Source organism: Nostoc sp. JL31 (assembly GCF_017114965.1).
Lineage (GTDB): Bacteria > Cyanobacteriota > Cyanobacteriia > Cyanobacteriales > Nostocaceae > Nostoc > Nostoc punctiforme_A.
The window spans coordinates 1-23060 of the sequence record NZ_JABXKO010000039.1 but is presented as its reverse complement, the minus strand read 5'-3'; the positions used below and the strand labels follow the sequence as shown (position 1 = coordinate 23060).

The following is a 23060-nucleotide window of genomic DNA, read 5'->3' as shown; positions in this document are numbered from 1 at the left end:
AATATAGGATATTTAGTGAGTTTCCCAAAGTAATTTATTAGTCCGAATAAACCATTCTAGGTCGATGCGATCATCCTCTACCGTCTTGGTATTCTCAGGAAAACTGGCTTTTACATTAATGCGAAATTTATCTGCATAGCATTAATTAGCTCAAATATCAGCATAGATGCACAGCGGCTGATTGTGAGATATTGCTCTACTGTTTCCACTACATGGTTAAGAGTATCCTCAATTCGCTCAATCAGTGTACTGCGGATGTATAAATAAACTTCACTAGCAAACAGCAGTAGTAATACGGCAGTCACGGAAGTGTATCAAATTGAGAGACGGCAGCGAGTAGCCTAAAGTAGATTTTTTACTGCGTTTTTTCAGTGAATATCCTTGCATTACGTATTTATACGGCTAAATAATGGCTCAATTTTTGAGTTTTGGTGATTTTGCTGAGGTTGAATTTTTGCTCAAGAATTACACTCTTGTTGCAGTAAATCTGCTTAATCCTATTTTATTCTTTACGAACAAGATAAGAAATCAAAATTTTTTGACTAGCTATATTTACTGAAACACTGTTAAATCCATCGAATCAAATAAATCCAAATACCAAGTATTAAATAATGGTTAATTTTCGACATTAGCCAATGCTCAATAATTTTAATCGCCAAAAATTTTATTCTGAAAGCATTGAAAAATTCAAATCAAAAAAGCATCAAAATCTCCCTAATGAGATTCGAAAAAAATGTAAAAACTCTTGGGATTTGTTTATTGTTTTCAACAATTGTATACCAAATTATATTTATTAAATTATCTGCGATCGCTCTAGTCATAAACAGGCAAAGTAATATTGACTTAATCGCTAATCAGAACAGTTCATTAATAAATTTCAATCAAAAAATAAATAACTTCCAAAGCCACGAACTGTTAAAACAGGCTTTAAGAAAGTCTAGCTCTAACTTAGAGAAACCAAAACAGTTACGAAAATTCACCATTGCTGACGTTATCCCAATTGAAGAATACAAAGATAAACCTCCCAAGCTACCTGAAGAAGATGAAGAAAAGCCTCAACCAAATACAATTCAACCATCAGATTCCAATCCATCAAAACCATACACACCCCAGCAACAAATACTAATACAAAAACTACGTCGAACAAACAAACAACAACAAGTAATCCAAAAGAAAATAATTATTGACGCTCTGACTGCAAGTTCCAATCGGTATTCTTGGATTGTTAATCCAACAGATAACCTGACTTTTAAACCTCAATTATTTAAACCAAATGAAGATGAAAATTATATAGATACAGATTTAAATATCAGATTTTCTGGAGACAATCAGTTTATTGATAAATTTACTTATGCTAAATTTCCCAAAGATGACCAGTTTTACTGGGTTCTCGATAACAATAGATTAGTAATTGAGACTAAAGGTACACAAGCAGGTATTCTTGCCCAAGGTAGAGATTCTGAAACTTACATTACCCAAAATATGACATCAACCCAAGGATTTTGGGGATTGCAAAATATTAGTACTTTACCTGTGAATTTTGATGAATTAGTCGGCGGAGCTGAAATTCAAGATTTTTCTATACTTTCTCTAGCAGGAGAACTAATTAATCCTGAAGGAATACCTGCTGGTAAAGTAATAATTAATAGCGGAATTAATCTTAACTATCCTAATGTCACAGTTTTGGAAAATACTACACCAATTATTGGAAGCGGTTCCACTTTTAGTAATGATGGTGGCGGATCTTTATTTGATTTCTTAGATGCTACTAATACACCTAAAATTTTACAAGCCTTTCCTACCACGAATTTAAAGCCTTTACTAAATGGCGGAAGCGTTCAACTCAAGCTAGGCGAAATTATTCCCGATCGTGTTCTAGAAGCGACTGGTATTTTATGGGGAAATATCTTAACGGGTGAAGGTTTTGGTTTTACTGCTCCTGTCTCTTCGTTACCAGGTGTTAAGATTGCCCAGAGAGGCGAATTTGATAATTTTGATTTATTAAATATAGCAGTTAATCCTTACTTGACGCCAATTGAGAGAGACTTGTCTTATTTAAATTCTTTATTATGGGTATCTTTCGGCAAAAGAGACCCCATATTTAAAACTTTATCTGAGACACAAAAAACTTCTAATTGGCACAGATTATATGTTAACTATCCTCATAACCGTACTATTGTTCAATATGATAAAGAAAAAATTAGTGCTAGTTATTCTAATATTTTTTCTAGCCCAGGATTGTCTATTACAGCTAATTTAAGTGACTTTAGTATTGATAGTATCCAAACAGCTAACTCTACTTTAGGATTGGCATTAGGCGGAATCTTTGAATTCCTTAAAATAGATAATATTAATGAAAGTTTAGCAGAAGCACGACAAAGCTTTAAAAATGGAGAAGGTTTTGTTGAATTAAATACAAAGTCTACACCAAATCAAAGAAGACAAATTAACAACAGACTAAATCGTACTTTAGCTTATTCTAATGCAACCAGCGATCTAGAACAAGTCTCTGGAAGTATCACACTTCAGAGTAAAATAACTCCCAATAATTCTAGTATTTTGGAACTGAGAACAGGAAATCACAAACGCACAGTCCAATTTTTACAAAGAGATGTTGAACTTTTAGATCCAGGGAATACATTCTTTTCAACCCTCAGACTTTCTAATGAAAGATTTGGCCCTCTGACTTTCATAGGAAATCAAATGCCTTTGACTAATACTGATATTAATCCTATTAACGAATCTAGTGGTGCCGAAGTTATTTTAACTAACTCCCAAGGACGACAATTTGTACAACGATTTAATTCCGAAGATAACACTATAGTACCAATTCCAGTTCGCACATTTGATTTAGCATTCGATTATTTTGAACTCACCAGAGTCGATCGCATAGGTGTGAGTTTTAAAAGCTTTGATGGTTATCTCTCTTTACCTTCAGTCGAATTATTAGCTGCGGGTTCTGCTAGGGATTTAAACTATAGCGCTAGCATAGGAACTTGGTTTAATATAAATGCCAACTCAGCCCCTGGAGTTTCTAATAATAATTTAGGGTTAGCAGAACCATCTGTGGGTATATATGCCAGTATTCTGGCTAACTATATTAAAACTCATGTCCAGTTAAACTCAAATAAAAAACCTGTAGCTGTCAACACTCACATACCATCATTAAAAATTGACTGGAATAGTGCATCAAATAGCAATAATCCTTTTTCAACTGTATTCAGCTATTATTTTAATCATCAAGAAAAAAATATCAGTTTTTCTTTAGCGCCTGCAATAGCCTTTGTTCAAGATAATAGCAATGGTGAGTTTTTAACACTGTTTAGTGGTGAATTTAACACTAACACAGGTTTAAATATTAATACGAATCTAGAGTTAGGCAAAAGCCTTTTCTATGAGTTGCAAGGTTTACAGAAAATTGGTGCAAATTTATCTGTTGGTGCTTATATTAAAAATTACTCTACCAAAAATGTGGGCTTAAATACCAGATTATCTGGTCTAAACTACGGAGCTATTTTTAGATATAATTTTACAGATAATAATATTTTTATAGAATCTAAAATTGGTACGGGAGAAAATGGATTTGATATGCAAATTCAAGGTGGTTATCGATTTTAAATACAAAAGTAAATAGGCAAGCGAAAACTAGAACAATTTACTATAAATTATTTATTAATAAAAAATATAAAATATAATAGAGTAATACCAATTATGTAAAAACAATCATTATAACCCAAGGAGTGTTCTTCCCTTTTATCTATTGGCTTTTTCCTATTGCCTTTTGCCCTTTCTCTCTTGCCTAAAAACTATCAAATATCGTAGATGCAGTAATAAATTTAATATATTTTTTGCAACTATTCTAAAGCCCCTAAGCCATTAGTAATGTTGATTGTCTGAATGAGAGAATCTGTATCGGGAATTAATGTTTGATTATTGACTGTTTGTAAAGCTGGATTCAAAAACGAATTGTTATTATTTGTGATTATTTCACTGGCTGTGCCTACTGTCAGAGATAAAGAAGTTATTCTTTGATTAGTTGCTCCAATATTTGTCAAAGTAGGCGTTATTGTTAGAGTCGTATTTGTGCCGGGATTTAAAAAATTATTACTAATAGGTAAAGAGAGTTCACCACTAACACTTTGATAAGCGCCGGAAGGCGAAACTATAGAAATAGCCCCGCGTGCTACAGCTTCTTGTGCATATACTGGCACTGCAATAAAATTGCCTACACTGATAAAACTCAGCAAGCAAATGGTTCTTTTGATAGTTCCAGGCAATTGACGAAACACGCTATACATAATTTATTCCTCATGCTTTTTTTGATTGGCATGAGCAATATAGCGGTAACTTTTCAGAAAATTTGATTGCTAGACTACCAAAATTTGGTATAATAATTGACACTTAGAAAATAAAGGCAAAGTCCAATAAGCAAATAACAAGAGTAATTATTGTGTGATTGTCTTGCGCCTATTGCCTTCTAGCTTCCGTCTTTTGGCTTTTGTATTTTACCTATTGGCTAATTTAAAAGATTTCGTAAAGTATCTATTTAAACAACGTCAAAAGCCCGATTTCTTCAAGAAACCGGGTTTATATGGTAATATAGTATATAAGTTTGGAAATACCGCCCCTCAACTACATTCAAGGGGCTGTATTTTTTTCTTCAATCTTTTACATCTCAGTCACTCTCTACTTTATCCCCTGTCAAAACTATGGATATAAGTAAAGGAGAGTCAGTCAAAGAATTGATTCGCGTATTACCAAATACTTTGATGCCAATGCCCAGCATGGGGATAGTCGTAGACGTTTCGTCTCAACTGATGGCAAAATTTTCTCAAACAATACCCAAACAGAGGTTGAAAATCAATTCAAGAAGTGAAAGCATATAGACTAAAAGCCAATAGCTTTTAACACTATAGTGATTTTCTGTCAGTTAACAATCAGTCTATTCTAGACCGCCATTAACACTAGCTGCTCTGACAAGGGCTGCTAGGTCTTCAACTGCTGTAACAGTGCCGGCATCAATCTTGGCTGCAATAGCTGCTTCGATTGTAGAACTGGGTGGTGATACCAGGTTTACAACTGCACCTGGATCTATTGTTAAAGTAGTTACGCTTTCGTCATTTGCACCTATGACACCGCTATATACAGGTGTAACAACTAACGCTGGTCCGGTGAAATATGCAGAAGTCGGTGCAGTTAACTCAGCACTGACGCTGACAGAAGCACCTGATGGTCTAACAATTGTAACCGCACCACGAGCAGCAGCATCTCCTGCATTTGCAGGTGCTGCAAAGAAATTACCAACACCAACCAAACCTAATACACAAACGCTGCCTTTGATAATTGCAGAAATTTTCATGATCAATAAGCTCCCTGTGTTGTTTTTATTCACGTTTTAAATATAACTATTGCTTTTCTAAAAACTCTCAGTAATAGTACCTAATTTTTTAAAAATATCAGCGGTCATCAATTACAAAAACTAATAGACAAATTTGTTGGTGAGGATCTCAAAAATAGCAGTAGAACAACGATAAAACCATCATTTAGAAGAATTAGATTTACTTAATACTTATACAAATCTTGTGGTAATACTTACCAAAAGTAGAATTATAGAAAACTCAATACCAAAAACATTAGAGGTAAGGCTTTAGACCAATTCAAACACCATAACTCTCAATTCAAACACTATAACTCTCTGTAAACTCTGCTTAATAATTAGTCACACCTTTTCCGAAATGCCTATGTCATATCTTGACTAAATCTTAAGTGCATCTTCATGGGTAATATATTATGGACAATGATTTGACTCCCCAGACTTATTACAGTTTTTATCTGGATGCAATATTTTGTCAGGGCACGCAACTGTACGCCGATACGATATTCCACACAGTTGAAAACAGCTATAAAATATAGTTATAGGTTGGGTAGAGTGAGCCTCTGAAAAAAACGCTACGCGATGGTGCAAAGCACGTGTCAGAAGCAAATATCGACGACGGGCTGGCTATGCCTACGCAAAAGTACAAAAATTTTAGGGACTTGCAAAAAATAAATTCTCCCAAATTATTTGTATATTTGTAGGGGCGCAAGTCCTTGCGCCCCTACTATGGGATATTTTTTTTAACTGGAAGTCCCTTAGACCTCTTCTTTCAAAGAAAGTCACTGTGTTGCAGCGCAAAATCAGCATTGCCAAAAATTGCTTAAGCGTTACCCTCAAGCACCATTTAACCTACTATATTTATTGTCCCCCAGTTCAATGGGCTACATCTGCCTGCCGTTAGGTCATTATGGCAAAATCTAAGAAAAGCGCTACCCCCATCAATCTCAGCGATCCACAATATTATCTTAACCGAGAGTTAAGCTGGTTAGAATTTAATGCCAGGGTATTACATGAAGCCTGTGACGATCGCACCCCACTTCTAGAACGTCTTAAGTTTTTGGGAATATTTAACTCTAATTTAGATGAGTTTTTCATGGTGCGCGTTGCTGGCTTAAAGCAACAAGTAGAGGCAAAAGTTAGCCTGTTAACTCCCGATGGTCGCACACCACAACAACAGCTAGACGATATTAGGTCTACCCTCACTCCCCATGTCAAGAAACAGCACCAACATTTTGAGGAAGTACTTCGTCCTCTACTAGTAAATCATGGTATTCATATTCTGAATTACATAGATTTGAATCAAAAGCAGCGGACTCATCTCAACAGCTATTTTGAGGAACAAGTCTTTCCAGTTTTGACTCCTCTGGCTGTTGATCCTAGTCATCCCTTTCCTTTTATTTCTAATCTCAGTCTAAATCTGGCTGTTGTGGTCAAGAATCCAGACACCGAAGAAGAATTCTTTGCCAGAATCAAAGTCCCTAGTGTTTTACCACGATTTTTACCGATACCGCCTGAATTGGGAGATCAGAACAGCGAAAAACTTGCTCACTGGACTGGGGTACCTTTAGAACAAGCGATCGCTCATAACTTGGAATCTTTATTTCCAGGGATGAACATTCAAGAATATCATCCGTTCCGCATTACCCGTGATGCCGATTTGGTCTTAGAAGAAGATGAAGCAGATGATTTATTGTTAGCGATCGAACAGGAATTACGAAAACGGCGGCTAGGTGGTAGTCCAGTCCGCCTAGAAATTCAATCCCAGACTCCTGAAATAGTGCGATCGCGATTATTGCAAGATTTGGAATTAACGGAAAGTGATGTTTACGAAGTAGATGGTCTTTTGGGACTGCGGGATTTAATGTACTTTATGTCCTTGCCATTGCCGGAACTCAAAGATCCACCACGCCAATCTGTTGTACCGTTACGCCTGCAAAGGTTGAGAGAACCGAGTTTAGACCCAGATGCGCTGGAGACGGACGAAGGCAAAGACTTTTTTGCTGTAATTCGGGAAAAGGATTTGCTAGTACACCATCCTTATCAATCCTTTTCGGCTACAGTAGTCCGCTTTATTACCCATGCTGCCTACGATCCCAATGTATTAGCCATCAAGATGACCCTTTACCGGACTTCTGGTGACTCGCCCATCGTCAACGCTTTAATTGCCGCTGCTGAAAATGGCAAGCAGGTATCTGTGCTGGTGGAATTAAAAGCGCGATTTGATGAGGAGAATAATATTTACTGGGCAAAACGACTAGAAAGAGTTGGAGTTCATGTCGTCTATGGTTTAGTTGGGCTAAAAACCCATAGTAAAACCGTTATGGTGGTACGGCGCGAAAAAGACCGGATACGTCGCTACGTGCATATTGGGACTGGAAACTATAACCCTAAAACAGCACGACTGTATACGGATTTGGGATTGTTTAGTTGCCGTGAAGAATTGGGCGCTGACATTACAGATTTATTTAATTTCTTAACAGGATATTCCCTGCAAAAGTCTTATCGAGAGTTGTTGGTTGCGCCTGTAAATATGCGCGATCGCTTTTTGGCACTAATTCACCGCGAAATCGAAAATGTTCAAAATGGATTTTCTGGACGGATTGTTGCCAAAATGAATTCCCTAGTCGATCCAGAAATTATCGCGACTTTATATGAAGCTTCCCGCGCTGGAGTGCAAATCGACTTAATTATCAGGGGTGTTTGTTGTTTACGCCCAGGAATCAAAGATATTAGTGAAAATATTCGCATCATCAGCATTGTCGGTCGCTTTTTAGAACACTCTCGAATTTATTATTTTCACAACAATACACAGGAGGAGATATATATCGGCAGTGCTGACTGGATGCGTCGCAACCTAGATCGCCGAGTCGAAGTAATTACCCCAGTCAAAGACCCAGATATTGCTAAAGATTTGCAAGAAATTCTGGGAATTATGCTCGCAGATAATCGCCAAGCTTGGGAATTACAAGCTGATGGTACTTACATTCAACGGCGTCCTTATGATGATTCTCCAGAAGCTAATTCACAAAAAATTCTCATGAACATGGTATTACGCTCAATCGGTGTAGTCGCAACCTGATTAATTAAAAAATAAGTTACTTATACCTTGACAACTAGCTCAACTTAGTTTTTTTGGAAAAATTGAATTTTTTGAGCAGTTGTCTAAGTTGTTTATCATAGGTTCACACAAGTTATTCAACCATAGGATAGAGTCAGTGCTAGCACTTGTTCTCATAAACTGGAGAGGTTATTCTGAATAAATTTGTCTTTCCCCTCAATGTTAATGTTATCCTGCGAGCTTTCTACCTTGCGTGTTTTAGTAGTTGATGACCACGAACTGACTCGTTTAACCTTACAATTGGTTTTTTCTTGCCAGGAAAATATTCAAGTAGTAGGTTTAGCCAGTAATGGTGAAGAAGCTATAGAAATGGTTAAACGTTGCCATCCTGACGTAATTGTTCTAGATTTACAGATGCCAGTCATGGATGGGTGGAGTGCGTCCAGTCACATTAAAGCTATATCTCCGAACACCCAGATACTTGCTTACTCCTCAGTGGAAGACGTAAATTTTCACGGGACAAAGGCAATGTCTAGCTTTGATGACGTTTGCAAGAAAGATGTGCCTACAAGCGAACTGATTGCCTTAGTTAGGCAGCTGGGTCAGCGTGCAGGAGATGGTTCAGTGGCAGGATAAATGTTGCAGTGATAATTGCTTCGCCAACTCAGGCTTAGTTCAATTCTGGGGATTTAAAGACATGATACTACTAAAGAACGCCGGTCTAGCCTGAACTTGAGGTTAAACCGACGTAAGTTTTGATAATTTCTACTCTACCGGAATGGTGCGTGTAAATTCATCAATTAATTCATCCAGTTCTTCCAAAGCCTGATTTACATCTATTCTCAAAGTTCCCAGGTTTGGTTGCTCTAATAAGCTTAATAGGTAATCGCGTTTATTTTGAACTGCGACAATTCGTTCTTTTATAGTCTGTAGATCCATTATTTTTTTCCTATCTTTAACTACCTTTAAATTTAAAGTTAACTCAAAATCCAATATTCTGAAACACTATACGCCTTTAGTAGTCAACTTAGTCCCACTTGCCTTGCCTACGGTATACTGCGCGAATGTGGACTAAGGAAAAATTGAGTGTTTCATAACCACAAAGACAAAGGTGGGTAAAGTTTCGTTTAAACGAAGCCAGTGCTTTGGGCAGCAATGCCTGACTTGTTCGTTATTGGTGTGCAACTGGCGTGCGGTTTCTAACCGCCTTAATAATATGGCAATTTAAGGTTAGTTGAATACTAGCGCTTGGGGACGATGTTCTTCCCTAATTTGTTACTCATAGCCGATGATAATAAAACTAAGGTATTCAGACTTTATACTAATTTAAGCTCATGCTACGCCAAATCTCTTTGGGAACACTCGGTCTAACTATCGGTGGCATATTAACCATCATTGGCTTCGTCGCCTATGCTGATAATAATGCCACACTCAATCTTGTCGGATTTTTTTACGGGATTCCTCTACTATTGGGAGGACTGGCGCTAAAAGCGAATGAACTTAAGCCAGTACCATTTAGTCAAACTACGTCACCGTCAGCATTAATACTGCGCCAGCAGCAAGCAACTGATACGCAAAATAAAATTCGCAAAGACATCACCCGATATTGCTACGGTCAAGATGCTCATCTAGATACAACGCTTTCTTTTTTGGGTTTGAGTCCCAATGACCAGGAACGGCCAACAGTCACAGGGTTACGAGAAACAGAAGTTAATGGGAGCTATGCCCTAATTTTAGAATTTGATTCACCGCTAATACCAATTGATGTGTGGCAAAAAAAGCATGAAAAAATGACCAATTATTTTGGTCCTGGATTGGAAATTCAAATAACGCAGCCATCTGAAAATACAATTGAGCTAGCGCTAATCAATACTCAAAAACAATCAGTAGTCAGTAGTCAGTAGTCAAGAGCAAAAATTATCGTTACCCAAACTTCATACCTTTATGACTTGTTGTTACCCATATTTTTGCAACAGTCACAATAATTAATAATTCATAATTACAATTAGTAGTAGCTCCTGTACTCTCCATTCTCTTGTTGACCACCAAATTTTTTGATGAGTGTGTGCCCTAGTGTACAGTGTCTTTAACTAGAAATTATGAATTAGTAATTATTCTTTTGGGAATTCCTTTAACCACGATTTAACTCTCCAACTTATTGAAGAAGTTGGGGAGGTGGTCAGCAATTTTTGCTTAAGATTTCTTTGGGATTCTCTTAAGCACTGATCAAAAAGTTACTTTTCTAAACGAACTGCGTACCACTGTAAATATTTCCCAGGACCAATATCTAATTCGCAGCTAGTGTCAATTAAATATTGGGCTTGAGTTTCCACAGTATCAAACTTTTGCAAGTCAGGCGGTAAATCTTGAGTTATGAGTTGTTGAAGAGTTGTTTTGAGCTTTTCTAATAGCTCTGATGGTGTCATAAATTGTTCTGGTTGATTTGTTTCTAGAACAACAAAATTATCCTGCTGGTACATTAATGAGTCTGGCATTTTAAAGATTTAGCGAATGTCAATAGGTTTGGATGATTTTTGTAGGAACTTTTGCTTGTTTGTGTAGTCAACTTGAGTTCTGGGCAGTTTATGGCTAGACCAAAATGGTTATGAAGTCACTTGAAAATAAAGTTTTGCTGTAAACTTTTATCTCAATCTTATGTAATTATACTAAACCTCAGCAAGCCTTGTCGGATAGACTAAATAAATTTCAGTCAGGTGATATTACTATTTAGTATTAGCTATCTTCTGAGGGTACTTTGGCAATTGCTTTGCCCTGTCTCACTAGGTTTCTAAACTATCTACATAAATAAATAATTAGGGTGTGTATTTGTAATTCTCAAAAAAATCGTAATTTGACTTTAACAATAGGGAAAGATAAAAGTAACATTTCCTCCCATAACCATCGTTGAACAAAAAGGTAGCAATTGCCTTCGTGTTCCAATTACAGATTGTCTATGCAACTTATTTATCTACCGCTTGCTTGGCCCAACAACATTAGGCAGTCCATTGTCAAAAAACAGTTGATTGTAAAGCTAGACACACCTTTGCCGCAAATCCTGGCATTGATGAAAATAGCGATCGCCCCCATGCGATTGAGTTGTACAGCCATTTTCAGGATAGTTCCACAAGTGGAAGGCAACTCATGTCAGGCATAAGCCCATTTTCTGTTTCTAAGCAACCACCACTGATTTTAGTGGCTGATGATGACAAGACCATCCGAGTATTGTTGCGTAAAACGATGGAACAAGAAGGTTATCGAGTAGTCGAGGTCAATGATGGTAAGCAATGTTTAGATGCTTACGAGACTATCAAACCGGATATAGTTTTGCTAGATGCTGTAATGCCTGTGATGGATGGCTTTACCTGCTGTAAGCAATTGCTCCAGATTGCCAGGAATAATTTAATATCAGCCCTTGCAAACTTTGATAATGACTCGACTCTTAACAATACGGTCATCTCCAAGATATGGGAGCGTACTCCCATCTTGATGATCACATCCTTGGACGATGAGGAATCTGTAAACCGTGCTTTTGACGCCGGGGCTACTGATTATGTGACTAAACCAATTCACTGGCCTGTATTGCGCCAGCGGTTGCGCCGACTGCTACAGCAAGCACAAGTATACAAACAGTTAGAGGCGGCAAACGAAGCTTTGTATCACCTTGCCAATGTAGATGGCTTAACTGAGTTGGCTAATCGTCGTCGCTTTGACGATTATCTCAATACTCAATGGATTAATCTCGCACAAGAGGGATTTCCCTTGTCAATGATTTTGTGTGATATCGACTTTTTTAAATTTTATAATGATAAATACGGCCATCCGGCAGGAGATGTATGTTTACAAAAGGTGGGTGCTGTCTTAAGCCTTAAGGCACAAAAACATCAGGATTTAGTAGCGCGTTATGGTGGCGAAGAATTTGCTGTGATTATGCCATATACACCTGCATCTGGCGCACTTCACGTTGCCGCCGTGATCCAAGCGGGAATTAAAGATTTGCAAATTGTTCATGACGGTTCTGCGGTAAGTCAGCACATCACTCTCAGTATGGGCGTGGCAACTGTTGTCCCGACTTGGGAGTCTTCGCCTTCAGAGTTGATTGTGCTGGCAGATAAAGCACTCTACCAAGCAAAGGCTGGGGGACGCGATCGCTTTATCTCAAGTTCTTAATTGTCATTAGTCATTAGTCATTGGTCATTTGTCAATACCCAATTACCTAAGAAGGATAAACTGGCAGTGTGAAGTGAAACCATGCTCCGTTATTGGGGGCAGAATCCACCCAAATTTGGCCATAATGTGCCAGGACGATGCGTTGGCATAGACAAAGGCCAATGCCGTAACCTTCTGTACCTTCATCCCGTTGCAGGCGGAAGTGGTTTTCAAAGATGCGATCGCGATTCTCTACAGGAATACCAGGCCCAGTATCGCCAATACTAAACTGAACTTTTTGGGTAGTGCGGTGCAATCCGGCGATGCTAATCTTGCCACCTTCTGGGGTGTATTTGATGGCATTATCCAATAGATTTACTAGCACTTGCCGGATGCGTTCTGGGTCAGCATATACATAAGGTAAGTCGTTGGGAATATCTGTTTCGACCTCTTGGGATTTGGCGGTGTAGCGATCGCACAATTCTTCTAGTACATCTAAGCACAGTTTACCTAGCTGTACTTTTTGTGGTAAGATAGGAAACTCCGTATCTTTGCCACGACCTACCTGCAAAAGGTCGGCAATCATCCGATCGATAACCTTAGTTTGATTCCGGGCTTGTTTTAATAGATGCGCCGTCAAGGATGGTTTGAGGCGCTGAAATTGGCCTGTCTCTAAATTGTAGTTAGATTGGAGAGTTTCGATGGCGATCGCGGCAGCAGTTAGAGGATTGCGGAGATCGTGTGCCAGCATCGCAATCACCCGATCTTTAAACTGTAGCTGCTCTTGGAGGTTATCTTTTTCTTGTTTTAAGCGAAAAATTTCGTCTGAGAGTCGGATGAGTTCGGCAGAAACAGCAACTGAACGAATAGTGGATTTGGGTGATGTTACTCTAGCAGTATCGTCTATCCGTTCTTGTAAGTCTTCCTGTAATTTCAAATAGGCGTCTACAGCGGCTTGCCAGCGAGGCCACCAGTTTTTCAATTGCGCTATGATATTACTCCCAGCCAAAACCTGTCGTGGTTCCGGGTGAATTTTGATTAAAGCTGGCGTTGCTACCAATTTAAAGTGTTCTGCTAAGTAAGGTTGTTGTCCAACATCAATAGTTTGAAGTTCAAAACTATACTCAGCCTGTAATTCTTTTAAGTAAGCACGAATTCGCTGCACCTGTTGACGGGACTTGGGGCGTCCATCGACAAACAGTAACAGCTGGAGTGGAGCCTCAGAATAAATAGGCTGATCCTGGGAAACTTGCATGTAATCGTGTTTCAGCACTGGTAACAACCCGGTGACGCTTTACAGAAAGTAAAAAGGACTGACGGTTGTCGATGGTCGTTGTTTTTTCTTCTTAATATCTATTTTAGATTTTCATATTCCTATCCGATCTGCGTTTTTGACATCAGACATATCTGATTCAGCCTTTTACTACCGTTTGGTTAACTTTATCTCCAAGAAACACCCAAGCCCCTTGAATATAAGTCTTAATTTGCCCTGAATCAAAAATTATTGCCAGAGCCAGCAGGTGAAAGGCTTAGTAGTATGTCAAATCGGCTAGTGCAGCACCATATCAAGTTGAGCAGATCGCCCAAGAAAACACAGATGCTAATTGTATCTAATCTATCAGGAAGCTGTTAACTGTTCAGACCAAGTTTGTAGAGTTTTTTTCAACCGCCAGTGCATTTGATGAAGTATCTTTTTCGCCTCAAGCCAATCATTAACTAGGATTGGGAAAAACAGCCATAGATAACTATGTACTACTTCTATAACTTGCGAAGCGCACCTTCCAGCCTTCCTAAAATAACCACAGCCCTATCCCAGAATAACAGGGGATGGGTTGATTGAGGGAAAGTTTTGGATAACATAGAAGCGATGCCTACAACGGTAAACTACGCACTTTTAGACGAAGCACTCACTGCTTTCGAGGCTGTCAAGAAACCCTTGACTACAGCACAAGTAACACTTTCTCCAGAAAATCAATTTAGAAATACTAGGGAAACTGCTGCGACACTTGACTGCTTTACCTATTTACCCCAGTCGCCAAGAATAACGAACTTACGCCAATTTCCTGGAATTGTTTGACACTGGCATTTTCCAGAGATTCCCTTACTCACCTTACCATCGTTAGATGAATAATTTCCAGAATCGATTGTTAGGCAGTGTTAGTTAACTTGATCTATTCCCCTCTTTGGGTGAGGCTAAGGGGGGCTTTATTCCTAGTCTATCACTTCAGTTGTTTGGCGTAGGCAATGCCTGCCGTAGGCATCGCATTACAACTAGTGCATCTGGAAGTAGATTCCAGCTTTTGCTCGCTAAACTGTTTTTTGACCAGTTATCAATCAGTTATCTGCTCTACAACTTGGATGTTTAGATAACTATCTGAAAAATTAGTTCACAATCAAGTATCGATCGGTTTGTAGTCGGTGGCTCGATTCCTCATCTAAAGACTAAAGTCCTTACTACGAACTTTCAACTCATAAAACTCTTATCTAGCAAGGATTTCAGATTTATTTATGTTTTTTCTCAAAAATGTTAGTTTTTCAGAATTTTAGGGAACTCTATAAATAAGCATAGGAATTATCAAAACCTAATGGCTGTAAAACGAAGACAATACGGTAGCTTTTGCTACCGTTTACTCATTTTTGGAGATATCATCACTAACATAGACATTTAGGAAGAAGACGTAGTAAGTCGGTAGTGTCTTTTGGTGATTATAGAGAGTCAGAGGAGAGCAGGGGAATAAAGGAGAATAACCATGTCCCATGCCCCATTCCCATTTAATGGACAGTCTGCGCTAGGGTAGGAATTGAAACTCAATGTGTGATTTCCTGTGCTTCCCTGTAAACGTCCAGCTGTATTTCTAATTTGGGCTGTTATACTCACTTCGTTAACAGCCTGTGCTAATAGTCCAGTCGCCAAAAACCTTGAGCAATCTTTGGCGGCAGATCCGAAACTACAAAGCGATCAAGTTGTCTTTGGAGAATCCCCAGGTAATCAACCGCAAGCACAGCAAAATGAATCAGCCGTTCAGCTACCATCTGATTTTCCTAAAGATATCCCCTTATATTCCAATGCCAAACTACAGGAAGTTACACCTGCTAGCGGCTCAGAAAACAAAATCTCAACTCGTTGGTTAAGTTCTGACCCCAGTAATTTTATTGCTAGTTTTTATCGCAGCCAGTTTCAAACAAATAACTGGCAGATTTTACAACAGCCGACAGATGATACAGGAGGAGCTTTTGAGGCACGTCGCAACGATTTGCTGTTGAAGATTTCCATTCAGCCCAAATCAGTTACTAACGCCACACCTAATCAACCCCAAACAGCCACTGAATTACTGATTGATTACGTACCGAATAGTACTGTAACAGCACAACCTACTTCAACTACAAATCCTAACGAAACTGCTAACGCCGTTCCTCAACCGGGAAATTCACAGTTCATTGGCCCAATACCACCCGCAAACTTGGCAGCACAGCCACCAAGCACAGCTAATAACCAAACAATCCCTACAGCCACCCCTAAATCTCAGGTATTCAACGATCTGAATAAGGCACCACAAGAATGGCGGCAACATATCCAAGACTTGGCTGCATTAGGTGTTTTATCTATAGAAGCAAAGACAACTAAGAGCAACTCCACGACCACAACTAATCAGTTTGAACCCGGTAAAATCGTTACACATCGAGAATATGCCCGTTGGTTAATTGCTGCTAACAATGCTGTATATACCAACAATCCAGCTAAACAGATTCGTTTGGCATCAGAAAGTACTCAACCAGCTTTTAGTGATGTGTCAGCAAAAGACCCTGATTTCCCAGCAATTCAGGGATTAGCCGAAGCTGGGTTAATTCCCAGTCCTTTGTCTGGAGATTCTACAGTAGTTTTGTTTCGTCCTGATGCACCTCTAACGCGGGAACAGTTGCTGCTGTGGAAATTACCCTTAGATACTCGCCAAGCTTTACCCTCTGCTAACTTAGATGCGGTCAAACAAACCTGGGGTTTCCAAGACGCAGCGAAAATTGACTCTAAGGCTTTAAGAGCAGTGTTGGCTGATTATCAGAATGGCGAACAATCGAATATTCGCCGGGTGTTTGGTTATACGACTCTGTTTCAACCCAAAAAACCAGTAACTCGTGCTGAGGCTGCTACGGCTTTGTGGTATTTCGGCAGTCAGGGTGAGGGTGTTTCGGCTACTGAGGCTTTGAAATTAAAGCAAAGTTAAAGCTGTGTCTACGACGATCTACCTGATCCTGATTTAGTTGCGGTTAGTCCACCATCAGCATAAAAGTGGGCAATTTTGCTCTTTAGTATACAAATTTTGCCATTTCTTTCTAATATATCTATTTTTCATCAAGAAAATGTAAATCTAAGTGTTTTAAGCGTTTTTACCTGTGTTTGATGAATTTTTGAGGCATAGTTAAGTGAAACAACATAAATTAACTCAATAGACGTACTTAGTTTTGAAGTAATCTCAAAAGAGTAAGTTGTCAGACTATCGCCCTTTCATTGCTTTTAAACAAGTTAAAAAGACCACAGGTAAAACAAATATGAAAAAACAAGCTGTAGCAGCAGGATTTGTTCTATTTTCTTTCATGTTGCCGACCAAAGTCTCAGCTGCGAGTTTTGATCGGCTTTATGTATTTGGTGATAGTCTTTCTGATACAGGCAATATATATAATGCTACGGGTAAAACATACCCTGCAAGCCCACCTAACTTTGATGGACGTTTTTCCGATGGGCCGATCTGGATAGATTATCTCGGAGATCAGCTAGGATTAAAGCCCACTTTATTGACTACTATTCCTTCCACACCTTCTACTCAAGGGATAAACTTCGCTTTCGGTGGTGCTAGCTCTGGTTTAGATAACGCTGTTGTTCCCAATCAAAATTTACCGGGAGTACTCAAACAAGTCCTTGGTTTTGCTGGAACTCTGCAAGCAAATAATCAAACTGCTGACCCAGATGCACTTTACACATTGTGGGGAGGTGCTAATGATTTCTTTTTTCTGAACCCGGAAGACTCAAAGACGCCAATCAGTAATATATCCCTGGCGTTGAATACTCTGGTAGGAGTTGGCGCAAAAAATATTTTGGTGTTTAACTTGCCAGATTTGGGACAGCTACCAGCAGCTAAAATCAACGGTCGCAACCCTACAACCCTCAGTAAATCGACTAGTGAGTTTAACTTGGGTTTAGCACAAACTGTGAACGCTTTGAATCAAAACCCAAATCTTAACATCATCTCTGTTGATACTTATTCTTTATTTAATCAGGCAAGTGCATTAGGTTTTACAAATGTAACCGAGTCTTGTCTATCTAAGCCAGATATATGTAAGCCAGGAGACAACAAGTTTCTCGTCTGGGACGGCTTCCACCCAACGACTGCTGCTCATAAGGAGATAGCAGACACTGCGCTGGCGGCGATTGAGGCTAAGTCTGTTCCTGAACCTGCGATCGACTGGGGAATTTTAGCCCTTGGTGCTTTTGGTGCGGTAGGAGTGCTGAAGCGTCAACAAAAAAGATCGGCAGGTCGGGTTATTGATGCACAATTGTCTCATACAACAGTTAAAAACTAAACTAACTGTATTGATGTGGGATTGCGATCGCTTATTTGAAATTATTGAAAAATTAGTTATGCACCATTCTCCTAGTGGTGTAGAAGCTGAGATTAACCAGTTGTTGATGCAACGATTTACGGCGCTGGGTACGGAAGTCTGGTGGGTAGCGTGCTACGTGTTTGGCGTTTCCTACACAAAATACCCACGGTTATGAAATTGCTCATTTAGGAGCGATCGCTAATTGTATGAATTTGTTAAAAGCTTTCTGCGAAAGTGAGTTTGGGTGATATTTTCAGGCTTTTACTGGAAGGAGCGATCGCATATCAACCCAAAATAGCCAGAAAAAGGTTTTGCAAAGTCTGAAGGTCTGGTTCCTCAAGTCGTCCTAACTTTTTAATCACTAGCCCTTTATCTATAGTAGTCAAAACTGGTTTAATAATTGAAGGCTTGAGAAGACCAGCCACTCACCATCCAGCAATTGTGATTTCACCAAAGGAAGTTGCTGGATTTGCTTGACTGGTAATCGCTATCAATATTAAATCCGAACGCTCACGTTGATAACTATTAGAACTTACAACTACTGCTGGACGTTTTTTAGTAGTAGTTTGGTCAGTAAAGGGAAACGGCACTAAAATAACATCACCAAATTCATAGTTTGTCATATTCTGCATCATCAGGGTTATCCCAGATTTTGAGCAGAACTGGTTCAGAAAGTTTTGCTGCTGCAAAGGTAAGGCTATGATCTGCACTTTGCCGATCCAAAGAATCAATAAAATCTTCAACTAGCAAAACTTTTTCGGGAGGTAGCTGGCGAATTTTTTGAAGTAACCTTTGCTCTGAAATGCTATCAGCCTGCATTATTTAGATTCTCCTAACCTTGCTTGTATTAGTTGCTTTATGCATTCATTATAGTTTTTGGTTATCTCTAGCGATGAAGGCGATCGCTAATTGTATCGATTTGTTAAAAGCTTTCTGTGAAACTGAGTTTGAGTGATGTGTTGAGGCTTTCACTCGAAGAGCGATCGCATATCAACCTAAAATAGCGTGAATTTTTCTGGTTGTCGAAAATGCGCGATCGCTGTCCGTTTGAGGAGATAATAACTGCTCAAAAGTTGCTTATCTAGGGTATCTGAAGAAATTTAAATTAGCTTTCATTTACAGAAAACGCATAGTTACCATCTGGAAATCGGATAACTGGAATCCAGAAAGGTACTTCATACCAACCCTTATCCTGGCTACCAATATTTCGAGTCATTAGTAATGCTGGATAATTAGGGTTAATGTTGTATGGAGCATTCCTATTATGAGGAGGTAACACAGCGCCTACTTGATCGTCTCTATCTTGGCTTCTTCCAATATCGGCTTTGCGATTCACAATAATTAATGAACCAGTGTTTTGATATCTAGATTGATCTTGCAGGGTAGAAACGGCTTGCCTAATCAAATCATCATTCCAAGTACGACTTGATCCAGGTGTTTGGTACTGAAAAGACAAAATCTCTAAAATATCATCAATTGTTACTCCATATGGTTGTTGCAAATTAGAATATTTAACGGTAGACAGTAAATTCTCAAGCTCTTGGGTTTGATTACGCAAAATATCAGGATCTGATATTGGCAATAAAGGGAAATACTACCTTCTTCCTTGATAAGTTAATAGAGTAACCGTATTTTCATTTAATACATTGCGGCGAGTCGGTCTAATTCCTCTTCACATCAAAGGAATAAGCTGAATAGGTAAATGAGTTGCTTGGCACTGTTCTCTAACTAAATTATCGCTGATATGAATATCAACAAATCTTTGAGCTAAATGAGTTGGCAAGTAAATACGAATAGCTGGTAATTCATTTTGACGATATCCATACATTCTTGCATGTTGCAAAACTGTATCCATTTGTGGTTGTTGAGCGTCTCTACCATAGTAAGTAACTAGAAGATTCTTAACAGTGACACCCCGACTTAGTTTTGTACCACCTATATAAAGGGTATGTTTTCGTGTTATAAATCCAATTCTTTCACCAGTATCAGAGTTAATTTTTATGACTTATGTAGAGGTAATTCACCTTGTTGCTTCTGCTAAATCACTTAAAATCTCAGTAAATTATATAATGATTAATACTTAGATTACCAAGTAAAAGATTTAGAATTAAAAGTTATTTGTCTTTGTAATATAATATTTCTTGTAAAATTCATATTGCTTACAGGATCAAAAATAATACTAAACTTTGGAACATCTTCCAAACTACTTACTACGACAAGAGCATAATCCTTTTTATATTCCTGCGCTTTCAAAAATTCCTTATTTGTTAATCTTACACTACCATAATTAGATTTAATGCCTTTTATTTCAGCTAAAAATGCTTTTTGTAAAACATCTACTTGAAAATCGTAGCCATCTCCAAACGTTCGGGCATCTTCTAAAAAACCATCTTTAAATTCCTGGATACTTTGATAATTTTTTATAAAAAACAGTTCTGCTGCTTTCCCAGTATCTTGTAATTGCTTAAATTTGCTCTTTAAAATAGGGCTTACAGGTTTCGCATTTATAGTGTTTATACTACTGAGTTTTTTATCTAAGTAGAGTTTGATAATATTTGCATAACATTTATAATCTTCTGAACCAAAAAGGGAATCAATTAGTATTTTTCGATGAATATATGTATTTCCCTTTTGCCACCATCCTTTTCTTGCATTATTAAAAAAAGGATCAAATAAATCTTGTCTATTTTTTATTGTCCCTACAGTTTTAGCAATACCAGTGTTTACAAGATAAAGAAAAAACTCTTGCTTAGTTTTAAAACCAAATTCTCTAACAAAATCCATATCAAATTTAGCTAAACCATATCCAATTAAATTAAGAATTTCATAATTTTCATGTTTGTTATTATTGGCTCGATTCATAAACTTGACTATTAACTTAAAATAATAAAGTAATAATTTGAATATCAACGATTACACTATATCAAATAGTATCTATAACTGCGGAAAAAAGAACATACCCAGCATCCGTAAATTTTCTTGCAATATAATCAACTACTGTTAATTTACGCTTATTCTTACTTTTGTTAGAACAAGGTGTCCATAGAATACCTTGCACATTTTCCAAAAGGATTGCTTTCGGTGCTAGTTGTAAAGAACATTCAATAAAGTATTCAACGAGTTGATTATACGTATTGTTAGTATACCAATTACTTCGATTAGATTGTGAAAACCCTTGACAGGGAGTTCCACCAATAACAAGATCCACACCGTCTGCTTTTTTTACAGCTTCGTCTACAACTTGAAAATCTTGTTTTTTAGTTAAATCTATAGGAGTAAAATCTGAAGAAATACAGTCTTCAATACGGTTGGTTGAGTTATTGTAAAATGTTTGATAATTAGTTTCGAGGCTTTTTAAATATATTGGGTTAATTTCAGCAGAATTAATAATTCTAAATCCTTGTTTTTGCTCCCCAGCCATCATAAATCCAACACCCATTCCGCCGGCTCCAGCAAAAAGCTCCACGACACGCACATCATTTCTTGATGCTGTAAGCGCACCATGTAAAGGAGTAGTTTCAGACAAAACAGATGAAGAAATATTAAGCTCTTCATCTTGCTCTTTAGATAATTTTATGTTTGCTCTGTAACGAACCCTTGAACCTGGATTACAAGCTGGCTTTATCATGAAATATTTTATGTCAAAGAATTCAATTATAAGATGGTCTTTGTTTGGATTGAATATACGTACCAAAATTGACACTAGTATCAAAGATTATAGCATCACTACTTATTTACGATAATTTTTAAGATTGTCCCTTAATTTTTGATGTACGCGTTGGCGTAGCCTGGCGCAGGCATCGCACCAGAAAGGAATCACAGTTTGTCCCTGACAAAATACCTCTAATGCCGCTTGCTTGTCAAACTCTAACAGTTGCAAAGGTTGTTCAGGCGATCGCCCAGTGGCAGTTTCAGGTAAAACAAGGGTGTGATCGCATTCATAGATTTGGCAATGCCTGGTTTGGGCTACGCTAACGCATTTGTTATTTTGGCGATCGCGCTTTTGAGGAAACATTAAGCAACACCCACCCAATGTAAATTGCCATCTAATCGAGGGGGAAGTTCTGGTGTAATATTGAATTTTGAATTGTTATAATGCTGGCTGTTCGTCACAGTTTTCGATGTAACGACGTAAAACAGAGTTGATTAAGGTTTTATATTCTCCGCTTTGAGCTTGAAACCACTCTAATATATCTGGCTCAATCTGTACCAATTGCTGTGCTTGAGGTGCCGGAACTCGGAGAGTAGCTTTCTGAAAAAACTCTTCTGTCAATGGTGGAATGTCAGAGTAGTCAATTTCTTCATCGTTCATTGACTCCAATGCTGTCCAGTTAGTACGAGAGGTATTTCTCAAGTCTTTGTCGCTCATACCGATTTGCCCTTCGTGCTGAAATGATCCGAATCACATTATTTTTGCGTTCTGTCCAAACTACAACGGCTACACCGTTGCCGAGGAAACCTATACCGAACCAACGGTCTTCTCCGTAATCAAAACGATCATCTAACTCAATTAGCATTGGACTTTCAAACATCTCAGGAACATCGGCGAAATCAATCTCATGTTTGCGAAGATTCTCTAAATTTTTCGCCTCATCCCACTCAAACTGCATGAAAATTGAGACACGCTAATTGAATCATCTCTATTATCCTGCATAATATCCCAATACGCTCGGTGTTAGAGATAAAAACCTGATTTTTGCGTTGGTTGGGTTGAGCGATAACGTAGGCGCAATAATTTTGTGCCTGCGGTAGTCTACGCCAACGCATTTATAGATTTAGCGATCGCAATTGCTATTTCGGGGTACGCAATTGCTATTTCGGAGTACGCAATTGCTATTTCGGAGTACGCAATTGCTATTTCGGGGTATGCAATTGCTATTTCGG

General features: G+C 38.3%; 25 protein-coding genes and 2 pseudogenes. 12 read left to right on the top strand and 15 right to left on the bottom strand.

Going from position 1 to position 23060, the window contains the following annotated elements:
• Positions 1-18: 18 nt before the first annotated feature.
• Positions 19-320: pseudogene (locus HWQ43_RS08580) on the bottom strand (sensor histidine kinase); the annotation flags it as partial.
• A gap of 397 nt (positions 321-717) precedes the next feature.
• Here HWQ43_RS08580 and HWQ43_RS08575 point away from each other — a divergent pair.
• On the top strand, positions 718-3618 hold the full coding sequence (locus HWQ43_RS08575; protein WP_292732101.1) for a hypothetical protein: 2901 nt from the start codon (positions 718-720) through the stop codon (positions 3616-3618).
• Positions 3619-3854: 236 nt separating this feature from the next.
• On the opposite strand, the gene HWQ43_RS08570 is transcribed toward HWQ43_RS08575, so the two are convergent.
• Entirely contained in the window at positions 3855-4298 is a 444-nt protein-coding gene (locus HWQ43_RS08570; RefSeq protein WP_292732100.1) for a hypothetical protein, read from the bottom strand.
• Between the two features lie 411 nt (positions 4299-4709).
• Here HWQ43_RS08570 and HWQ43_RS08565 point away from each other — a divergent pair, with 411 nt between their 5' ends.
• Positions 4710-4886, top strand: coding sequence for a hypothetical protein (locus HWQ43_RS08565; RefSeq protein WP_292732099.1), 177 nt, complete (start codon positions 4710-4712; stop codon positions 4884-4886).
• Between the two features lie 56 nt (positions 4887-4942).
• On the opposite strand, the gene HWQ43_RS08560 is transcribed toward HWQ43_RS08565, so the two are convergent.
• Positions 4943-5359, bottom strand: coding sequence for a hypothetical protein (locus tag HWQ43_RS08560; RefSeq protein ID WP_292732098.1), 417 nt, complete (start codon positions 5357-5359; stop codon positions 4943-4945).
• Positions 5360-6284: 925 nt separating this feature from the next.
• Between HWQ43_RS08560 and ppk1 the strand changes: the two genes are divergently transcribed.
• On the top strand, positions 6285-8456 hold the full coding sequence (gene ppk1 / locus HWQ43_RS08555; protein WP_292732097.1) for a polyphosphate kinase 1: 2172 nt from the start codon (positions 6285-6287) through the stop codon (positions 8454-8456).
• A gap of 198 nt (positions 8457-8654) precedes the next feature.
• Positions 8655-9071, top strand: coding sequence for a response regulator transcription factor (locus tag HWQ43_RS08550; RefSeq protein ID WP_094348557.1), 417 nt, complete (start codon positions 8655-8657; stop codon positions 9069-9071).
• Between the two features lie 129 nt (positions 9072-9200).
• Here the strand turns inward: HWQ43_RS08550 and HWQ43_RS08545 are convergent, their stop codons facing one another.
• Positions 9201-9374 (bottom strand): hypothetical protein, encoded by a 174-nt coding sequence (locus HWQ43_RS08545; protein ID WP_292732096.1) that lies wholly within the window; start codon positions 9372-9374, stop codon positions 9201-9203.
• A 395-nt stretch (positions 9375-9769) separates the two neighbouring features.
• On the opposite strand from HWQ43_RS08545, the gene HWQ43_RS08540 reads away from it, so the two are divergent.
• Positions 9770-10339 carry a DUF2854 domain-containing protein gene (locus HWQ43_RS08540; protein ID WP_292732095.1) on the top strand — a complete coding sequence of 190 codons (570 nt, stop codon included), beginning with the start codon at positions 9770-9772 and terminating at the stop codon, positions 10337-10339.
• 330 nt (positions 10340-10669) lie between these two features.
• Here the strand turns inward: HWQ43_RS08540 and HWQ43_RS08535 are convergent, their stop codons facing one another.
• Positions 10670-10930, bottom strand: a complete 261-nt coding sequence (locus HWQ43_RS08535) for a chlororespiratory reduction protein 7 (protein ID WP_292732094.1) — start codon at positions 10928-10930, stop codon at positions 10670-10672.
• 458 nt (positions 10931-11388) lie between these two features.
• Here HWQ43_RS08535 and HWQ43_RS08530 point away from each other — a divergent pair, with 458 nt between their 5' ends.
• Together HWQ43_RS08530 and HWQ43_RS08525 are read left to right on the top strand one after the other, a co-directional pair.
• On the top strand, positions 11389-11589 hold the full coding sequence (locus HWQ43_RS08530; RefSeq protein ID WP_292732093.1) for a hypothetical protein: 201 nt from the start codon (positions 11389-11391) through the stop codon (positions 11587-11589).
• Positions 11577-12602: a PleD family two-component system response regulator gene (locus HWQ43_RS08525; RefSeq protein WP_292732092.1), complete on the top strand. Its 1026-nt coding sequence runs from the start codon at positions 11577-11579 to the stop codon at positions 12600-12602. Before HWQ43_RS08530 ends, HWQ43_RS08525 begins: the two co-directional genes overlap by 13 nt.
• Positions 12603-12648: 46 nt before the next feature.
• Here the strand turns inward: HWQ43_RS08525 and HWQ43_RS08520 are convergent, their stop codons facing one another.
• Positions 12649-13854: a histidine kinase gene (locus HWQ43_RS08520; RefSeq protein WP_292732091.1), complete on the bottom strand. Its 1206-nt coding sequence runs from the start codon at positions 13852-13854 to the stop codon at positions 12649-12651.
• Between the two features lie 576 nt (positions 13855-14430).
• On the opposite strand from HWQ43_RS08520, the gene HWQ43_RS08515 reads away from it, so the two are divergent.
• From HWQ43_RS08515 to HWQ43_RS08495, 5 genes and pseudogenes are all read left to right on the top strand, one after another.
• Positions 14431-14658 (top strand): hypothetical protein, encoded by a 228-nt coding sequence (locus HWQ43_RS08515; RefSeq protein ID WP_292732090.1) that lies wholly within the window; start codon positions 14431-14433, stop codon positions 14656-14658.
• A 748-nt stretch (positions 14659-15406) separates the two neighbouring features.
• A complete protein-coding gene (locus tag HWQ43_RS08510; protein ID WP_292732089.1) occupies positions 15407-16801 on the top strand; it encodes an S-layer homology domain-containing protein in 1395 nt (464 codons plus the stop codon).
• Between the two features lie 325 nt (positions 16802-17126).
• Positions 17127-18155, top strand: coding sequence for an SGNH/GDSL hydrolase family protein (locus HWQ43_RS08505; RefSeq protein WP_292732088.1), 1029 nt, complete (start codon positions 17127-17129; stop codon positions 18153-18155).
• Positions 18121-18351: a hypothetical protein gene (locus HWQ43_RS08500; RefSeq protein ID WP_292732087.1), complete on the top strand. Its 231-nt coding sequence runs from the start codon at positions 18121-18123 to the stop codon at positions 18349-18351. Before HWQ43_RS08505 ends, HWQ43_RS08500 begins: the two co-directional genes overlap by 35 nt.
• Positions 18305-18424, top strand: a pseudogene (locus HWQ43_RS08495) (M42 family peptidase); the annotation flags it as partial. The gene HWQ43_RS08500 and the pseudogene HWQ43_RS08495, both read left to right, overlap by 47 nt.
• A gap of 177 nt (positions 18425-18601) precedes the next feature.
• On the opposite strand, the gene HWQ43_RS08490 reads toward HWQ43_RS08495, so the two are convergent.
• From HWQ43_RS08490 to HWQ43_RS08450, 9 genes are all read right to left on the bottom strand, one after another.
• Complete coding sequence (locus HWQ43_RS08490) at positions 18602-18799, bottom strand: type II toxin-antitoxin system PemK/MazF family toxin (RefSeq protein ID WP_292732086.1); 198 nt, start codon at positions 18797-18799, stop codon at positions 18602-18604.
• A complete protein-coding gene (locus HWQ43_RS08485; protein ID WP_292732085.1) occupies positions 18786-18995 on the bottom strand; it encodes a toxin-antitoxin system, antitoxin component, Xre family protein in 210 nt (69 codons plus the stop codon). Before HWQ43_RS08485 ends, HWQ43_RS08490 begins: the two co-directional genes overlap by 14 nt.
• Before the next feature lie 286 nt (positions 18996-19281).
• Positions 19282-19758, bottom strand: coding sequence for a hypothetical protein (locus tag HWQ43_RS08480; RefSeq protein ID WP_292732084.1), 477 nt, complete (start codon positions 19756-19758; stop codon positions 19282-19284).
• Between the two features lie 90 nt (positions 19759-19848).
• Positions 19849-20172, bottom strand: a complete 324-nt coding sequence (locus HWQ43_RS08475) for a Z1 domain-containing protein (RefSeq protein WP_292732108.1) — start codon at positions 20170-20172, stop codon at positions 19849-19851.
• 89 nt (positions 20173-20261) lie between these two features.
• Positions 20262-21038: a DUF3883 domain-containing protein gene (locus tag HWQ43_RS08470; RefSeq protein ID WP_292732083.1), complete on the bottom strand. Its 777-nt coding sequence runs from the start codon at positions 21036-21038 to the stop codon at positions 20262-20264.
• Between the two features lie 61 nt (positions 21039-21099).
• Positions 21100-21804 (bottom strand): DNA cytosine methyltransferase, encoded by a 705-nt coding sequence (locus tag HWQ43_RS08465; RefSeq protein ID WP_292732082.1) that lies wholly within the window; start codon positions 21802-21804, stop codon positions 21100-21102.
• Positions 21805-21906: 102 nt separating this feature from the next.
• A complete protein-coding gene (locus tag HWQ43_RS08460) occupies positions 21907-22191 on the bottom strand; it encodes a hypothetical protein (protein WP_292732081.1) in 285 nt (94 codons plus the stop codon).
• Between the two features lie 75 nt (positions 22192-22266).
• Positions 22267-22545, bottom strand: a complete 279-nt coding sequence (locus tag HWQ43_RS08455) for a BrnA antitoxin family protein (RefSeq protein WP_292732080.1) — start codon at positions 22543-22545, stop codon at positions 22267-22269.
• A complete protein-coding gene (locus HWQ43_RS08450; protein WP_292732079.1) occupies positions 22508-22786 on the bottom strand; it encodes a BrnT family toxin in 279 nt (92 codons plus the stop codon). Before HWQ43_RS08450 ends, HWQ43_RS08455 begins: the two co-directional genes overlap by 38 nt.
• Positions 22787-23060: the final 274 nt, after the last annotated feature.

What these genes read in the sequence shown, in the direction of transcription:
- HWQ43_RS08575 (WP_292732101.1), top strand. Translation starts at nt 718, where the DNA reads ATGAGATTCGAAAAAAATGTAAAAACTCTTGGGATTTGTTTATTGTTT.
- HWQ43_RS08570 (WP_292732100.1), bottom strand. Translation starts at nt 4,298, where the DNA reads ATGTATAGCGTGTTTCGTCAATTGCCTGGAACTATCAAAAGAACCATT.
- HWQ43_RS08565 (WP_292732099.1), top strand. Translation starts at nt 4,710, where the DNA reads ATGGATATAAGTAAAGGAGAGTCAGTCAAAGAATTGATTCGCGTATTA.
- HWQ43_RS08560 (WP_292732098.1), bottom strand. Translation starts at nt 5,359, where the DNA reads ATGAAAATTTCTGCAATTATCAAAGGCAGCGTTTGTGTATTAGGTTTG.
- ppk1 (WP_292732097.1), top strand. Translation starts at nt 6,285, where the DNA reads ATGGCAAAATCTAAGAAAAGCGCTACCCCCATCAATCTCAGCGATCCA.
- HWQ43_RS08550 (WP_094348557.1), top strand. Translation starts at nt 8,655, where the DNA reads ATGTTAATGTTATCCTGCGAGCTTTCTACCTTGCGTGTTTTAGTAGTT.
- HWQ43_RS08545 (WP_292732096.1), bottom strand. Translation starts at nt 9,374, where the DNA reads ATGGATCTACAGACTATAAAAGAACGAATTGTCGCAGTTCAAAATAAA.
- HWQ43_RS08540 (WP_292732095.1), top strand. Translation starts at nt 9,770, where the DNA reads ATGCTACGCCAAATCTCTTTGGGAACACTCGGTCTAACTATCGGTGGC.
- HWQ43_RS08535 (WP_292732094.1), bottom strand. Translation starts at nt 10,930, where the DNA reads ATGCCAGACTCATTAATGTACCAGCAGGATAATTTTGTTGTTCTAGAA.
- HWQ43_RS08530 (WP_292732093.1), top strand. Translation starts at nt 11,389, where the DNA reads ATGCAACTTATTTATCTACCGCTTGCTTGGCCCAACAACATTAGGCAG.
- HWQ43_RS08525 (WP_292732092.1), top strand. Translation starts at nt 11,577, where the DNA reads ATGTCAGGCATAAGCCCATTTTCTGTTTCTAAGCAACCACCACTGATT.
- HWQ43_RS08505 (WP_292732088.1), top strand. Translation starts at nt 17,127, where the DNA reads ATGAAAAAACAAGCTGTAGCAGCAGGATTTGTTCTATTTTCTTTCATG.
- HWQ43_RS08500 (WP_292732087.1), top strand. Translation starts at nt 18,121, where the DNA reads ATGCACAATTGTCTCATACAACAGTTAAAAACTAAACTAACTGTATTG.
- HWQ43_RS08490 (WP_292732086.1), bottom strand. Translation starts at nt 18,799, where the DNA reads ATGACAAACTATGAATTTGGTGATGTTATTTTAGTGCCGTTTCCCTTT.
- HWQ43_RS08485 (WP_292732085.1), bottom strand. Translation starts at nt 18,995, where the DNA reads ATGCAGGCTGATAGCATTTCAGAGCAAAGGTTACTTCAAAAAATTCGC.
- HWQ43_RS08470 (WP_292732083.1), bottom strand. Translation starts at nt 21,038, where the DNA reads ATGAATCGAGCCAATAATAACAAACATGAAAATTATGAAATTCTTAAT.
- HWQ43_RS08465 (WP_292732082.1), bottom strand. Translation starts at nt 21,804, where the DNA reads ATGATAAAGCCAGCTTGTAATCCAGGTTCAAGGGTTCGTTACAGAGCA.
- HWQ43_RS08460 (WP_292732081.1), bottom strand. Translation starts at nt 22,191, where the DNA reads ATGTTTCCTCAAAAGCGCGATCGCCAAAATAACAAATGCGTTAGCGTA.
- HWQ43_RS08455 (WP_292732080.1), bottom strand. Translation starts at nt 22,545, where the DNA reads ATGAGCGACAAAGACTTGAGAAATACCTCTCGTACTAACTGGACAGCA.
- HWQ43_RS08450 (WP_292732079.1), bottom strand. Translation starts at nt 22,786, where the DNA reads ATGCAGTTTGAGTGGGATGAGGCGAAAAATTTAGAGAATCTTCGCAAA.